Genomic DNA, 15,356 nt, shown 5'->3' with positions numbered 1-15,356 from the left:
CCGGCCGCGCCAGCGCCACCGCCCGCCACGGTCGCCAACCCCGGCGCACCCGCCGGCTGCCCGCCCTCACGCTCCGCCAGCCGCGCCGCGAGCGCCCGCGCCGTCATCGCGCCGCCCTCCTGATCGAGGAATCCACGCTTGATCAGGATCCGCTGCAGCGCATAGCCGATGGCCGCCACTTCCGAATCGTGGAAGCGCGGCACCTCGCTGCCGTCCGGCCGCGTCAGCGTGCCGTAGCGCACAGTGCCCTTGTCCCACACGACATTGCGCATGTCGGCAATGGCCTTGCCCACCGGCCCGCCCGACCGCGCGACCATCGACAGCAGTCGCATCGTCGAGGTAATCCATTGCTGGCCCTCGGTGCGCTGCCCCGCCGGCATGAAAAACTCGATCGGGCGCTCGATGGTCACGGGCTCGCCGCCCATCGTGCCCGACACCCGCAGGAAGTTGACCGTGAGGTAAACGGTCTTGTGGCCTTCGTACGTCATGTACTCGACCTTCGACGTCACGCCTTCCAGATCGCCGAGCGGACGGCTGTTGAACTGGCGCAGCAGCGGATCGTCATCGGCCGTCGCGGACGTTGCGGCGGCCGACGCAGCCGGCGCCGGCGCGGACGCCACCGACAGCACCGCGCCCAGCACGCTGTTCGGCCGATAGGTCGCCAGCCCCTTCAACCCCGCCCGCCACGCCTCCAGATACAGATTGCGGAACGCCTCGTACGGATAATCCTCCGGCACGTTCACGGTCTTGCTGATGCTCGTATCGATGTACGGCTGCACGGCCTCGAGCATGCGCATATGGTCCAGCGCGGACATCTGCAGCGCCGTGACGAAGCTATCCGGCAGCTTGTCCATATCGTGGCCCAGGTGCCGGTACAACCGCCAGGCATGGTCGGCCACCTCGAACACCTCATAGGTATCGTCGGGCCGGCGCTTGCGGCGGTTGTATGTCCACGAAAACGCGGGCTCGATGCCATTCGACGCATTGTCGGCAAACGCCAGCGTGATCGTGCCCGTCGGCGCGATCGACAGCAGATGCGAGTTGCGCATGCCGTAGGTCCGGATCGCCTCGCGCACAGGCGCGGGCAGGCGGCTCACGAACCCGCCGGCCAGATACTTCTCCGCATCGAACAACGGAAACGCGCCCTTCTCGGCCGCCAGCTCCGCCGAGGCGAGATAGGCCTGATCGCGCAGCGTCCCGGCAATCCGCGCCGCCACCTCGCGCGCGGGCTCGCTGTCGTAACGCAGGCCGAGCATCACCAGCGCACTGCCCAGTCCGAGGAAGCCCAACCCGACGCGCCGCTTGGCGCGCGCCTCCGCCTCCTGCTCGGCCAGCGGCCAGTACGTGATGTCGAGCACGTTGTCGAGCATGCGCGTCGATACGCGCACCACCTCGGCAAACGCGGCAAAGTCGAATCCGCTGCGCGGCGTGAAGGGCTCGCGCACGAACTGTGTCAGATCGATCGAACCCAGGCAGCAGCAGCCATACGATGGAAGCGGCTGCTCCGCGCAGGGATTCGTCGCCTCGATCGTCTCGCAGTAATAGAGGTTGTTGTCGGCATTGATATGCGACAGGAACAGGATGCCGGGCTCCGCGTGATCGTAGGTCGCGTGCATGACCTGATCCCAGAGCTGCCGCGCGGGCACGCGCCGGTACACCCACTGGCCATCGTCACGCCGATACGGGCGAAACCCGGCGCCTGCATCGATCAACTCCTTCGCGGGCGCGGCTTCGTGCACGAGCTCCACCTCCTCGCCCGCCTCCACCGCTCGCATGAACGCATCGGTGACGCCGATCGAGATATTGAAGTTGGTCAGGTCCCCGCGGTCCTTCGCGTGAATGAACTGCTCGATATCGGGATGATCGCAACGCAGGACGCCCATCTGCGCGCCGCGCCGCGCGCCCGCCGACTCGACCGTCGCGCACGAGGCGTCGAACACCTTCATGAACGAGACGGGACCCGATGCGCGCGAGTGCGTCGCGCGCACGAATGCGCCCGCGGGCCGGATCGCCGAGAAGTCATAGCCGACGCCCCCACCCCGGCGCATCGTCTCCGCGGCCTGCGCCACGGCGGTGTAGATGCTCGGCTTGCCATCCACGGGTTCCGATACCGCGTCGCCCACGGGCTGCACGAAGCAGTTGATCAGCGTGGCCTGAATGCCGGTGCCCGCCGCGGAGTTGATGCGCCCCGCGGGCACGAAGCCGCTGTCGAGCGCCCAGCGGAATCGCGCGGCCCATGTGTCACGCTGGTCGGGGGCTTCCGCCTCCGCCAGCGCGCGCGCCACACGGTCGCGCACATCCGCGATGCTCGCCTCTTCGCCCTTCGCATACTTTTCCAGCAACACCTCGGTGGAGATGTCCTGCGGGGCCAGCCCGCCGTGGAGAATCTGGTCGTTGGCGTTCATGTATCGATCCTGTTTCGCTTCGCGTTTCGCCAGGGATACGCGCGAACGTTGCGCGCGGACGTTGCGCGCGGAATTTGCGCGGGAAAGGAGAAAACACAACCCCGATATCGCGGCTTGAGATACAATGCCGGTCGGACGGGCCTCCTCGCATGGTGGCGCGGTCAACCTGGTCAGGTCGGGAACGAAGCAGCCACAACCGTTTTCCGCCAGTGCCGAGGGTCAGGCTCGTCCCCCTTCCCGTCCCCCTGCTTGTTCCCCCTCCCGTCCCCCTGCTCGTCCCACTTCCCGTCTTCTTTCCTTAAGCTCGTTTCTCAAGCTTACACGCTAAGCTACACCCACAGCGCTCCCACTTCAGAACAACGACCCCTGCTCGCCGTGAACCACCGGCCGCAGCGATCCCGCATCGATCCATTCCCCGTCGGCCGTCGCCACACCCGCTTCAATCCGCTTGCCCGGAAACATCGGCGTAATCGCCGCAACGTATCGCGCAAGCTGCGCGCCGTAGGCAGCATGCTCCTGCGGCAGCAATCGCAGCTTGTAATCCACGATCACCACGCGATCCTCGAATTCCACGAGGCGATCGATCCGCAGCAGCCGTCCACGCGCATCGTAGAGTTCGACCTCGTTGCGTGCCGAGACTGCGGCATCGGGGAACAGCAGCGGCCGTAGCGCCGGCGCCTTCAGCATGGCCGCCGCTTCGGAAACCGCGAGTACGATCTGCTCCCGCCACTGCTCGCGCGTGCCCGGCGCACCGGCACCCGTCGCGGGGAACCATCGCAGCACCGTATCGGCGTCCGGCACGCTGCCGAACGCCTGCGGATAGCGCGTAATGCGTTCGAGCAGCGCGTGCACGAGTTCGCCGTGGCGCGCGGCCGCCGCGTCGAAGACGATGCCGTCGTCGGTGTCATCCTCATCGCCAAGGCCGGCCATCGCGGCCTCCTCCGCGGAGATGGTCTTCACCGCGTCACGGAAGCGTTCGCGGAAATCCGTATAGCGGACGCGTGGGTCCCCATCACCGCCAACATCGCCGCCAAAATCGGCACCAACATCGGCACCAACCTCGGCCCCTCCCGCGCGCGTCGCCTCGGGATACGCGGTGACGGCCTCGCCGACCCCGGCCGCCGCGAGCCGCACATACCAGCTGCCCGCGATCTCGCTCCCGCTTTGTTCTTTCTCTTTCCCCTTGTCCTTCGTCGGGCGGCCCTTGACCCCGCTCACGATCAACCCCTGCCGCGCGCGCGTCATCGCCACGTAGAGCAGGTTCCAGTTCTCGCGCTCCGCGAGCGCGGCTTCCGCATCGAACATCGGCTGCCGCGCCAGGCCGCGTTCGGCCTGCTTGCCGTAGGCCGAAAAATGCGTCGGCACGCGCGAAGACGGCGGCCAGTCGATGAGGATGCCCGCGCGATCGGGCGCGGGATCGCTGTGGTTGGCATCGAGCAGCACCACGAACGGCGCTTCCAGCCCCTTGGCCGCATGCACCGTCAGGATATGCACCGCGTCGATCTGGCTATCGCTATCGGTCTCGGGTTCGGCCTCGCCGTCTTCCACCGATTCGCCCATGCCGCCTTCATCGGGACTCTCGTCCTCGTCGCCGCGGCGGATCTCCTGCAGTTCGCCGATGAACTTGGGCAGGCTCGGATAGCGGCCGCCATCGAGATCGAGCGACAGCTTGAGGAACGCATCGAGGTTCGCCAGCACCTGTTCGCGGATCGCGGCCGGTGCGGCTTCCGCATAGCGTCGGCGAATCTCGCCTTCGTGATAGATGCGATCGATCAGGTCGTGTACGGGCTTGTGCGGCGCGAGCGCAAGCCATGCGCGCAGGCGCGCCACGCCGCCGCGCACCGCGTCGGAGACTTCGGGCGGCAGGCCGGTGGCCTCGATGCGCGCCCACCAGCCGCGCGCGGCTTCGGGGCCGGCCAGCAACAGCAGGTCCTCGTCCGATGCGCCGACGATCGGGCTCTTGAGCACATGCGCGAGGTCGAGGTCCGACTCGGGCGTCATCAGAAAGGCCAGCAGCGCGGAGATGTCCAGCGCCTCCAGCGTCGCGAGCAGGCCGCCCCGACGGGGACTCAGGCACGGAATGCCGGCCTCGCGGAACGCGCGTTCATAGTCCGCCAGATGCGACTTGCGGCGGACCAGCAACTGCACGTCGCGCCAGCACGCGCGGCGCACGGTCTTGCCGTCCTGCACGGGCACGTTGTCGCGAATGTGGCGGAGCCACGCGGCGACACGGCGGCCTTCCTCGAAGCGGAGCGAGTCGCCGAGCGGCGTGCGGGGCTGGCGTAGCGTGTCGCGATGCGTGGCGGCACTGGCGACGGTACTCACGCCATCCTCGGCCTCGCTGGCCTCGCCGACGCGCCCGTCGTCATTCTCGTCATCCTGCGCATCCCTGTCCGCCTCGACCAGCGGCAACACCCACACGGGGCCGCCGGGACCGTCAAGGGCGGTGGTCTGCGTCTCGTACAAGGGATACCGCCCCTCCGCGCGCCCGGCATCGAACACCGCATTGACCCAGTCGAGCACCTCCGGCCGATTGCGCCGCGTGCGATTGGTGCGCAGCACCGTGGCGCCAAACTCCGCTTCGAGCATCGCGCTCGCGGCGCCGAACAGGCGCGCATCCGCACGCCGAAACCGATAGATCGACTGCTTCGGATCGCCGACCAGAAACACCGTGGGCCGCTCGTTCAGTCCCTGATAGCCCGCCAGCCACCCCTGCAAGATCCGCCACTGCAACGGGTTCGTGTCCTGAAACTCGTCGAGCAGCAGATGCTTGTAGCGGGCATCGAGCCGCACCTGCAGGTAGGTCGCCGTCTCTTCGTCCGACATCAGCCGTGCCGCGAGCCATTCGAGATCGGCGAAGTCCATCGCGCGCGCTTCGCTCTTGTATTGCTGATAGCGCGCGAGCAGCGCGTCGCCGAGCTTGTACAGCGCAAGATTGACCGCGAGCACCGCGGCCTCGCAGCGCCGCGCGGCAATCGCATCGAGCCGCGCGCAATGGTCGGCGTGCCGCGCGAGCAAGGCCTCGACGGCGCCCTCGCCACCGGCAGCCTTCGTCAGCGCGGCCGTGCGCCGCAGCGAGCGCGGCTTCCCGGCCTGCGTGAAGAACGCCGCGCGCAGGCGCATGAACGCATCGGCGGCGGCCGATCCGCCTTGCCTACCCGCCGCGCGCCAGGCGCGAATCGCCGCGAGCCCCTCGGCGATCGCGGTCGCGTGGCCCTGTTCGGTCTTGCCGCCGGTACCCAGCAGCGAGGCCAGTTGCTGGCAATCGCCGGCGTCGCCGAGCCAGCTGTCGTCGCACAACGCGTCTACCAGCACATCCGTCACCGCGTCATCGCCGAGGTCGGCGGCCAGCTTCGCCGCCGGATCGCCGCCATCGTCGCGCAACGCCCACCACTCGCTGCGTGCATGGAACATGCGATCGAGCAGCGCGCGCGTCTGGAATTCGCCGATGGCATCGACGAGTTCGGCATAGGCCGCGCGCAGGTCCTCGTACTGCGGCGAGGCCAGCGCGCGCCAGAACGGCGCCCACGCCTCGCGCTTCATGCGCAATGCATCTTCACGCAGCATCGCGCCCGGCACGATGCCCGACGACAGCGGCGCGCCGCGCAGCAGCGTGCCGAACCAGCCGTGGAACGTGTCGATCGCCATGCGGCCCGGCGAGGCCAGCACCTGCGCATGCAATTGCCGCGCGCGCGGCAAAGCGTCGCGCGCGGCGTCGGGCGTCAGGCCGCGCATCGTCAGCGCTTCCATCACCGCGTCGTCGGTGCCGCTTGCAAGTTCGGACAACACCTCGAGCAGGCGCTCGCGCATTTCTTCGGCGGCCTTGCGCGTGAACGTGATGGCCAGGATTTCGTGCGGCTGCGCGCCCGCCAGCAGCAGGCGCACGAGGCGCGCCACCAGCAGCCACGTCTTGCCGCTGCCCGCGCACGCTTCCACCACGACCGAGCGCGACGGATCGCACGCGGCGCGCGTGAATTCGGATTCGGCGACGGGATGGCCGTCGCGCAGGTAGGCGTTCGCGCTCATGTGAGGTCAGGCAATGCGGTGGATTCCCAGAAGCCCTTGCGGCACAGGCCGCGCGCTTCGCAATACGTGCATGCCGACGCATCGCCAAACGCGGCGAGCTTCGCGCCGCGGCGCAGGCGGCCGACGTCCTGCCGCAATTGCCGCGCGAGCGCGTCAACGGCGGCATCGAAGTCAGGGAGATCGACTTCGCGCTGCTGGCCGGCACGCTGTTGGCTGGATTCCTTGTTGCCTTCCATATTGCCGTCTTTTGCGCCCTCCAGCGCGACCCAGCTGCCCGCATGCGCATCCGCGCGCAGCAGGCCGTAAAACGGCAGCTGGCAATCTTCCTCCACGTCGCCGGCCTTCTTGCGCAGGCGCAGCGCGCTCTGCGTCTTGTAGTCGAGCACGGCGCGGCTGCCGTCGGGCCCCACGTCGATGCGGTCGATGCGGCCGGCCAGGCGCAGCGGCTCGCCGTCTTCCATCGCGATATCGACGCTCACGTCGATTTCACCGCCCTGCCAGTACCAGCCTTCCGCTTCGCGCGCGGCCTGCCATTGCACATACGACGGCAGGACTTCGCGCCAGCGCCAGTAATAACCGAGCGCGTTGCCGTCGTCGCGGATCAGCGCGCCGAACTCGTGCTCCGAGATCTCGCGCAGCCGCGCAAGGCGTCGGTCGTTGTCGCGTTCGTCCTGGTCGCGCATTTCCTGATGGTAGCGATGCAGGACGCGGTGCAGCAGCGTGCCGATGTCGCGCTTCTCCAGGTCGTCGCTCATGTCCTCGAGGCCTGCGAGGCCCAGCATGCGGCCGGCGAAGAACTGGTAAGGGCAGCGGCGCAGCATGTTGTAGGCGGCGGCGCTCCAGCGGGCGGGCACATGTTCGGGCGCCGCGGGCGCGGGCATGCTCGCGGGGCGGGCTTCCGCCTCGAACGTCCGGATGGCAGCGCTCGCCTCGATCGGCGCGCCGGCGCGTTTGCAGCAGGCGGACAGGCGTTCGATCCAGCCCGAGACGTGATGCGGCTCGCCTCTGGCGCCGACCTTCTGCCACGTGAGCACGACGTCGTCGTTGTTGAGCAGCACTTCGGCGAGGTCGCGGGCCTGCTGAGCGAAGCGTGCCTCGCGGTCTTCGAGGTCCAGCTCGCGGCGCATCTGGTTCGAGAAGAACATCAGCTCGGCGGCGCTCGACGGCAATTGCGCGTCGTCGCAGCCGACGATCACCACGCCGTCGAAGCGGCGCATGCGGGCGCCGTTCAGCGGCAGGATCGTGATGCGCGAAGTGCTGGGCTCGGAGGGTTCCTTGTACGCGACGGATTCCAGGATCGCGGACAGCATGGCGCGGAACTCGTGCTGGGCGAGAGTCGCGTGGGCGCCGGTCTCGTCGTCAGGCAGTTCGGCGAGCCGCGCGAGGGCATCCAGCATCTGGCGGCCGGCGTCGTCGGCGGCCAGCGCATCGCGCATGGCCAGCTTGTCCAGCGTCGCGTCGAGCCGCTCGAGCCAGACGGACAACGGCTGCTGCGCATGGCCACGCGGCCACGCGGCGGCTTCATCGGCCAACCACGCGACGATGGCCCGCGCGGCGGCCCGCGCCTCGCGCTCGGCGCGCGCGGCGTCGGCATCGTCCGCGCCTTCGGCGTGGATATCGTCCGCATCGCGCTCATCCTGCCGCACAGGCAGCAGATGCCGTAGCCGCTGCCACCCGCCGGTGATCGTCTCGCGTCGGATCTGGCGTTCGATGAGCGCGATCGCCGCGCCGCGGTGCGGGGCGTCGGGCAGGCAGAACGGGCTCTTGAGCAGGTCGAGCAGCGCGCTCGTGTCGCCATCGCGCGCGAGGACGTCGAACCAGCGCATCAGCGCGGCGGCCGCGCGCGTGGTGGAGAGCTTCCAACCGGTCTCGTCGCGCACCGGCGCGCCGGCGCGCGCGAGCAATGCCCGCACGCGGCGCGCCACGATCCGGTCGTGCGCCACCAGCGCGACGTGCCGCCGGCCCGCATTGAGCCACGCCACGAGCTGATCCGCCGCCGCGATCGCCTCGTCCTCGAACCGCACGCTGCCGATCACGCGCACCGACGGCCGCCGCGCCGGCAGGGTGTCGGGCAGCGTCGCATGCACGATGCCACGCGCCGCCGCGTGTGTGGGCCCGCCGTCGTGGCCGAGGTCCCCGCCGTGACTGTCGCCGTGACTGTCGTTGTAAGTGTCGTTGTAAGCGTCGTTGTGATCGCCATCCTCGCCGGCGACACCCGCCTCATCGGACGCGGGCGGCAGGCGGCGCGCCTCCGGCCACAAGGCCAGCAATGTCCCATACCAATCCACCGCCCCCTCCCCTCCCGACCAGTCGTAGCCGATCTCCAGCGTCGGCACCTGCTCGGCCGCGCGGGACAGGAACATGGCTTCGACGGGCACGGGCGGTGTCGGCGCGATCCAGATCACGGGCCCGTCGATCGTCGCCGCGAGCCGCTGCAGCGCCCGCCGCCGCGCCGGCAGCGGGTCGTCCGGGCCGGACAGCTGCTGCCAGAACGCCAGCACGATCTGCGCTTCCTGCCCGAGAAAGCGCGTGGACAGATGCGCATAGGTCCGCTCGAGCGCCCCCTGCAGCAGTTCCGCCCGATCGTCCCCCGGCACCTCGTCGTCATCGCGCACGGCAGCATCCTCGAGCCACCGCGCGGTCAGTTCGTCGCTGATGGACAGCAGCGTCTGCGCCAGCCCCCAGGCGGCCGCCTCGGTCTGCGCGCCGAACGAAGCCCGCAGCCACGCCTGCGAACGAATCGCCTGCTGCACGGACAGCAGCCGCGCCGCATGGCTGCGCACGGGCATCGGATCGCTATCGAGATCCGGCGGCAGATCCTGCAGCCAATGCCCGAGCGTCACCACCCGCGGCAGCAATCGCGGCATGCCAGCCGCCCGTGCCGCCGCATCGAGCGCGGCCCGCACGCCCGGAATCTGCGCGGCCGTAGGCACGACCACATGCGCGGCCGCCGCGAGCGGGCCGCAGTGGTCGAGGAAGTGCCAGGCGGAGATGGCCGCCTGCTCGAGGAAGGCAGGGCCAGGAGGAAACAGAAGCCGGGTCATGTCAAACAGCAGGCCCGCGACGCGACACGCCCCCGGGACAGGAGAGAGGCGTGCGACATCGCGGGCCGGTTGGTGTCAGGCGCGAAAGTCTACAGCAGTGGAAGGTGCGCGGCAGCGTCGGCTCAACGGTCGGACCCTTCCAGACGCGCGCGGATCTCGCGCGCCGTCTCCAGCAGGCCTTCATAGCCCGAGCGCGCATGCTCGGGCAGATCCGGGTCGCCGATCAGCGTGCCGAGCGTCTCCATCACGCTGTAGACCAGGCCGCGGGCAGCGCCCGTGGCAATGCTGTTGGACTCGACGGCGGTGTTCAGATGATCGAGCGCATCGCCAAGATGCGCAACATCTGGCCGATCTTCCACTGCTCGCTCGCGGGATTCGGGGGAGTCGGGAGTCATGTGGCTAGCCTCGGTAGGTGACCTACGATAAGTGCATTCTAGAGCATGCACGCCGCCCCATATTCAGGGAAATCCCTGCGGCCGGCAAACCCCGGAAATGCGTCCGGCGATTGGCGAAATCTCTCGAACCGATTTAAACAATGTTTCACGGCCGCGATCGATTCTTGGCACAATCTGACCCGTGAGTGCCTTACCCGGAGCGGGTTAGCGCGAGGGTCTTGAAATTTGACAAGCTGGTAACATATCGGTTTCGAGGATGGCTGCCGTGGCTTTCGAGCCGTCCGGCGAGTCCGAGGAATCTCGTGTATGGTAGCGAGCAGGCCAGATAGCCCCCGTATGCAGTTCCCCGCCATCAACATTATTTGAGCGAAACCTGAGGTTTTCCGCCATGAGCGAACAAATCAAGTATGTAAGCGACGCGTCGTTCGATGCCGACGTTCTCAAGTCCGACAAGCCCGTCCTGCTCGACTTCTGGGCTGAATGGTGCGGTCCCTGCAAGATGATCGCCCCGATCCTGGACGAAGTCGCGCGCGACTATGGCGACAAGGTCCAGATCGCCAAGATCAATGTGGACGAAAACCAGCAAGTGCCCGCCAAGTTCGGCATTCGCGGTATTCCGACCCTGATCCTGTTCAAGAACGGTTCGGTCGCCGCCCAGAAGGTTGGCGCGCTGTCGAAGTCGCAGCTGACCGCGTTCCTCGACGGTAACCTGTAATCGGTTACCGGGTCGCAAGGCCCTGGGATGCCCCTCCGTGCGAGGGGCATCATCCCAAAGCATGATCCCGCGTGCGGGCGCCAACTCTGGCGCGCCGGCTGGATTGTGCTAAGATGCCTCCAACAATTTCCCCGAGCGTTCGCTCATATCCCTCCCCTTTCCGCTTAGGTTCCACTCAGGTTTAACTTAGGTTCAACTTAGGTTTCGCTTCCGCTAGGTTTCGCCCCGCTTTTTCCGGGCACGCCAACCGGGCACCCAAGTGGCTTCCCCTACTGCCCTTCTGTACCCCTCGTCTATGCACCTGACAGAACTCAAATCGCTTCACGTGTCTGCGCTTCTCGAAATGGCGGCAACGCTCGAGATCGACAATGCACAGCGGATGCGCAAACAGGAACTCATGTTTGCGATCCTGAAGAAGCGCGCCAAGATGGGCGAAACCATCTACGGCGACGGCACCCTGGAAGTTCTGCCCGACGGCTTCGGTTTCCTGCGTTCGCCGGAAACCTCCTACCTCGCCAGCACCGACGACATCTACATCAGCCCCTCGCAGATCCGCCGCTTCAATCTCCATACCGGCGATTCGATCGAGGGCGAAGTCCGTACGCCGAAGGACGGCGAGCGCTACTTCGCGCTCGTGAAGGTGGACAAGGTCAACGGGCAGCCGCCCGAAGCGGTGAAGAACCGCATCATGTTCGAGAACCTGACGCCGCTGCATCCGAACCGGCCGCTTCAGCTCGAACGCGACATCCGCGCGGAAGAGAACATTACCGGCCGCATCGTCGACATGATCGCGCCGATTGGCCGCGGCCAGCGCGCGCTGCTCGTGGCCTCGCCGAAGTCCGGCAAGACCGTGATGCTGCAGCACATCGCCCACGCGATCGCGAACAACCATCCGGAAGCGGACCTGTTCGTGCTGCTGATCGACGAACGCCCCGAAGAAGTGACCGAAATGCAGCGCTCGGTGCGCGGTGAAGTGGTGGCGTCGACGTTCGACGAACCCGCGATCCGCCACGTGCAGGTGGCCGAAATGGTCATCGAGAAGGCCAAGCGCCTGGTCGAACTGAAGCGCGACGTGGTGATCCTGCTGGACTCGATCACGCGTCTCGCCCGCGCATACAACACGGTGGTGCCGGCCTCCGGCAAGGTGCTGACCGGCGGTGTGGACGCCAACGCGCTGCAGCGCCCGAAGCGTTTCTTCGGTGCCGCGCGTAACCTGGAGGAAGGCGGTTCGCTGACCATCATCGCCACCGCGCTGATCGAAACCGGCAGCCGCATGGACGACGTGATCTACGAAGAGTTCAAGGGCACGGGCAACATGGAAGTGCACCTCGAGCGCCGCCTGGCCGAGAAGCGCGTCTACCCCGCGATCAACCTGAACAAGTCGGGCACGCGCCGCGAGGAATTGCTGATCAAGCCGGAAATCCTCCAGAAGATCTGGATCCTCCGCAAGTTCATCTCGGACATGGACGAAGTGCAGGCCATGGAATTCATCCTGGACAAGATGAAACCCACGAAGAACAACGCCGAGTTCTTCGACATGATGCGCCGCGGCGGCTGACGACGGACCAAAACGCCCTTCGGGGCGTTTTTTCCTGGGCCACACGATGTTCGGCAAGCTCTCGCAATTTCTGCGCAGCCGCTCCCGCGCGCGCAAGCTCGAGCACTACGCGATTCCGGACGACCTGTGGGCGCGCACGATCGCGTCCCTGCCGTTCGTCGCGCGCTATGGCGAGGCCGATCGCGCCGCGCTGCGCGAACTGGCCACGCTGTTCATCGCCGACAAGGAATACTCCACCGCGCACGACCTCCCGCTGACCGACGAGATGGTGGTCAGCGTGGCCGTGCAGGCGTGCGTGCCGATCCTGCGGCTCGGCATGGCGTGGTACCGCGGCTGGCATGGCATCGTGCTCTACCCCGGCGAGTTCCTGATCCGCAAGACCGTCGAGGACGAATACGGCCTCGTGCACGGCGTCGAGGAAGAAGCGAGCGGCGAGGCGTGGGAGCATGGTCCCGTCATCCTGTCATGGCCCGACGTCAGCGCGCCGGGCGCGGGCGTCGATGCGGGTGATGGCATGCCGCCGGATACCTACAACGTGGTCATCCACGAGTTCGCCCACAAGCTCGACATGCTGGACGGCGAGGCCGACGGCGTGCCGCCGTTCTCGCGCGTGCTGCATCCGGATGTCGATGCCGAACAGTGGGCCGAGGACTTCCTCGCCGAATATGACACGTTCGCCGACGCCTGCGACGCGGTGCCGGAACGCGCCTGGGACCATCCCGAGCGCCTGCCGCCACGGATGCGCGTGATCGACCCATATGGCGCGGAGGCGCCGACCGAGTTCTTTGCCGTGGCGTCGGAGTCATTTTTCGTCGAACCCTATGGGCTGCGGCAGCATTGGCCGGCCGTCTACCGCGCGCTGGCGGTCTTCTACCGGCAGGATCCGGGCGCGGCACTGCCCTCGGCACTGCCCTGATTCTTGCCCAAGCTCTTGTTTTTCTGCCATAATCCCGGTTTGCCCGTAATCGGCAAGTGGTTCGCTCGTCCGCTCGAAAAAGTTCGAACGATCAGCGGACTGGCTACCCAACCAGAAAGGAAACACCATGAAAGAAGGCATTCACCCCAATTACCGTGAAGTCCTGTTCCACGATGTGTCGAACGACTTCAAGTTCGTGACGCGCTCGACGATCCAGACCAAGGAAACGATCACGCACGAAGGCAAGGAATACCCGCTCGCGAAGATCGAAGTTTCGTCGGAATCGCACCCGTTCTACACCGGCACCCAGAAGATCATGGACACGGCCGGCCGCGTCGAGAAGTTCCGCCAGAAGTTCGGCAGCAAGCTCGCCAGCGTCAAGAAGTAATCGCTGCGACCAGCACGCTCCACCGAGCCATAGCCGCGCCAGCATGGACAGATGCTCCGGCGGCGCGCAACAGACAAAAAGGCAGCATCGGCTGCCTTTTTGTTTTTGTACTCCCCATCGATGAGTCCAGCGAAGTCCTCCTCCCCCGTCCAACTGACCGCCGCCAACACCGGCGCGCTGCCGCGCGTGCTGTTGCTCGCGATCTGCGTGGTCTACGGCCTGGTCGGCCTGTTCGGCCGCGATCCCTGGAAGAACGAGGATGCCGCCGGCTTCGGCGTCATGTGGCAGCTGGCCACGGGCGGCACGCAGGACTGGCTCATGCCGAACATCGCCGGACGTCCGTTCGGCGAGGACGGTCCGCTCGTGTTCTGGGTGGGCGGCCTCATGATCAAGCTGTTCGGCGGCTGGCTCGGGGCGCCCGATGCCTCGCGGCTGTCGACGCTGCTGTTCTATTTCGCGACCTGCGCGTTCGTCTGGTACGCGACCTATCTGCTGGGCCGCCGCGACGAAGTCCAGCCGTTCGCCTACGCCTTCGGCGGCCAGCCCGACGCGCGCGACTATGGCCGCGCGCTGGCCGACGGCGCGCTGCTGATACTGCTCGCCTGCGTGGGCCTGGCCATGCGGGGCCACGAAACGACGCCGCAGGTGGGACAGGTCAGCTTCATCGCAATGATGCTCTACGGCATGGTCCGCAGCCTGGACAAGCCGATACAGGGCAGCCTGTGGGTCGGCCTCGCGCTGGGCGCGCTGTGTCTGTCCAGTGGCCCGATCCTGCCGATCGCGCTATTCGTCGCCGCGCTCGTGGCCGGCGCGGTGTGCCAGCCGGTGCCGCTGCGCAAGCTCCTGACCATTGGCCTTCCCCTCGCGCTGGCCATCGTCGCCGCATGGTTCGCGGCCACGTATTTCGGCGCGGCCGAACGCGACGAGGCCGTGTCGTTCATCCGGGAATGGACACGCTATGACCGCCGCAACTATGGCGGCCCCACAGGCCAGAGCCTGGGCTTTATCGCGCGCAACTTCTTCCTGTTCTCGTGGCCGGTGTGGCCGATCGCGGCCTGGGCATGGTTCTCGTGGCGCGGCATGCGCCGGGCCGCCCATATCGCGCTGCCGCTGTCGCTGCTGCTGCTGTTGTTCCTGCTGCTGATCGCGCAACGTCAGGCCGGCGACGTCCAGTTCATCCTGCTGCTGCCGCCGATGGCCGTGATGGCGGCGTTCGCCCTGCCCACGCTTACGCGGGGCGCGATCAATGCCATCGACTGGTTCGCGCTGCTGCTGTTCACGATCTTCGGCGGCACGGTGTGGTTCCTGTGGATCGCCAAGACCACGGGCTGGCCCCCGAAAATCGCCAACAACGTGTTCCGTCAGCTGCCCGGCTTCCAGCACACGTTCACGATCAGCGCCGTGATCTGCGCGCTGGTCGTCACCGCATGCTGGGTGCTCGTGGTGCGCTGGCGCCTGTCGCGCGCGCCCAAGCAGATCTGGCGGCCGGTGGTGATCTCCGCTGCCGGGACCACGCTGATGTGGGTCATCGCGATGACGCTGTGGCTGCCGTCGATCAACTACGGCAAGACCTATCGCGACGTGGCGCAGGCCGCGGCCCTCGCGCTGCCGCCGACATACCAGTGCGTGCAGCCGATCCGCATGGGGAATGCGCAGCTCGCCTCGTTTGCCTACTTCGGCCATATCCGCTTTGGCGGCCCGACCGATGGCTGCGACATCCTCCTGCGGCACGACGCCGTGGACTACGGCGCGCCCAGCAATCTTTCCCATTTCGAATGGCGCCTGATCTGGGAAGGCCGCCGACCCGCCGACCGGGACGAGCGCTTCCGCATGTACCGGCTCGTCGAGGCTCCGCCGGTCGTGGCCCCGCATTCCACGCGCCCGCGCCGGCTGCCTCGTCAGCCTTGAG

Annotated in this window: 9 protein-coding genes and 1 other RNA gene; 6 read left to right on the top strand and 4 right to left on the bottom strand. The window is 67.3% G+C overall.

Annotated elements, in window-relative coordinates; all coding sequences use genetic code 11:
• On the bottom strand, positions 1–2,405 hold a 2,405-nt coding region (locus tag KHP16_RS26315), incomplete at its 3' end, for an adenosylcobalamin-dependent ribonucleoside-diphosphate reductase (RefSeq protein WP_211961448.1).
• 134 nt (positions 2,406–2,539) lie between these two features.
• On the opposite strand from KHP16_RS26315, the gene ffs reads away from it, so the two are divergent.
• Positions 2,540–2,638: signal recognition particle sRNA small type (ffs, locus tag KHP16_RS26310), an RNA gene on the top strand.
• 118 nt (positions 2,639–2,756) lie between these two features.
• On the opposite strand, the gene KHP16_RS26305 is transcribed toward ffs, so the two are convergent.
• The 3 genes from KHP16_RS26305 to KHP16_RS26295 form a co-directional block, all read right to left on the bottom strand.
• Positions 2,757–6,431, bottom strand: a complete 3,675-nt coding sequence (locus tag KHP16_RS26305) for a UvrD-helicase domain-containing protein (protein WP_211961447.1) — start codon at positions 6,429–6,431, stop codon at positions 2,757–2,759.
• Entirely contained in the window at positions 6,428–9,475 is a 3,048-nt protein-coding gene (locus tag KHP16_RS26300) for a PD-(D/E)XK nuclease family protein (RefSeq protein WP_211961446.1), read from the bottom strand. The genes KHP16_RS26305 and KHP16_RS26300 overlap by 4 nt, the downstream gene beginning before the upstream one ends.
• A 122-nt stretch (positions 9,476–9,597) precedes the next feature.
• Positions 9,598–9,870, bottom strand: a complete 273-nt coding sequence (locus tag KHP16_RS26295; protein ID WP_109580700.1) for a hypothetical protein — start codon at positions 9,868–9,870, stop codon at positions 9,598–9,600.
• Positions 9,871–10,258: 388 nt separating this feature from the next.
• Between KHP16_RS26295 and trxA the strand changes: the two genes are divergently transcribed.
• The 5 genes from trxA to KHP16_RS26270 all read left to right on the top strand — a co-directional run bounded on the left by trxA (position 10,259) and on the right by KHP16_RS26270 (position 15,355).
• A complete protein-coding gene (trxA, locus tag KHP16_RS26290) occupies positions 10,259–10,585 on the top strand; it encodes a thioredoxin TrxA (RefSeq protein WP_109580699.1) in 327 nt (108 codons plus the stop codon).
• A gap of 295 nt (positions 10,586–10,880) precedes the next feature.
• Complete coding sequence (gene rho / locus KHP16_RS26285; protein WP_109580698.1) at positions 10,881–12,143, top strand: transcription termination factor Rho; 1,263 nt, start codon at positions 10,881–10,883, stop codon at positions 12,141–12,143.
• 46 nt (positions 12,144–12,189) lie between these two features.
• The gene (locus KHP16_RS26280) at positions 12,190–13,059 is read left to right on the top strand and encodes a M90 family metallopeptidase (RefSeq protein WP_211961445.1); all 870 of its coding nucleotides are present in this window, start codon (positions 12,190–12,192) and stop codon (positions 13,057–13,059) included.
• Between the two features lie 127 nt (positions 13,060–13,186).
• Positions 13,187–13,447, top strand: coding sequence for a type B 50S ribosomal protein L31 (locus tag KHP16_RS26275; protein ID WP_109580696.1), 261 nt, complete (start codon positions 13,187–13,189; stop codon positions 13,445–13,447).
• 120 nt (positions 13,448–13,567) lie between these two features.
• A complete protein-coding gene (locus tag KHP16_RS26270; protein ID WP_109580695.1) occupies positions 13,568–15,355 on the top strand; it encodes an ArnT family glycosyltransferase in 1,788 nt (595 codons plus the stop codon).
• The last annotated feature ends 1 nt before the right edge of the window (position 15,356 follow it).

Source organism: Cupriavidus plantarum, from assembly GCF_905397285.1.
In the GTDB taxonomy this organism is placed as follows: domain Bacteria; phylum Pseudomonadota; class Gammaproteobacteria; order Burkholderiales; family Burkholderiaceae; genus Cupriavidus; species Cupriavidus plantarum.
The sequence above is the reverse complement of the archived record's forward strand: the minus strand, read 5'-3'. Positions and strand labels throughout refer to the sequence as shown.

Bases quoted from the DNA above. Each gene is read 5' to 3' on its own strand.
- KHP16_RS26280 (WP_211961445.1), top strand. From the start codon at position 12,190: ATGTTCGGCAAGCTCTCGCAATTTCTGCGCAGCCGCTCCCGCGCGCGC.
- KHP16_RS26305 (WP_211961447.1), bottom strand. From the start codon at position 6,431: ATGAGCGCGAACGCCTACCTGCGCGACGGCCATCCCGTCGCCGAATCC.
- KHP16_RS26300 (WP_211961446.1), bottom strand. From the start codon at position 9,475: ATGACCCGGCTTCTGTTTCCTCCTGGCCCTGCCTTCCTCGAGCAGGCG.
- KHP16_RS26295 (WP_109580700.1), bottom strand. From the start codon at position 9,870: ATGACTCCCGACTCCCCCGAATCCCGCGAGCGAGCAGTGGAAGATCGG.
- trxA (WP_109580699.1), top strand. From the start codon at position 10,259: ATGAGCGAACAAATCAAGTATGTAAGCGACGCGTCGTTCGATGCCGAC.
- KHP16_RS26275 (WP_109580696.1), top strand. From the start codon at position 13,187: ATGAAAGAAGGCATTCACCCCAATTACCGTGAAGTCCTGTTCCACGAT.
- KHP16_RS26270 (WP_109580695.1), top strand. From the start codon at position 13,568: ATGAGTCCAGCGAAGTCCTCCTCCCCCGTCCAACTGACCGCCGCCAAC.
- rho (WP_109580698.1), top strand. From the start codon at position 10,881: ATGCACCTGACAGAACTCAAATCGCTTCACGTGTCTGCGCTTCTCGAA.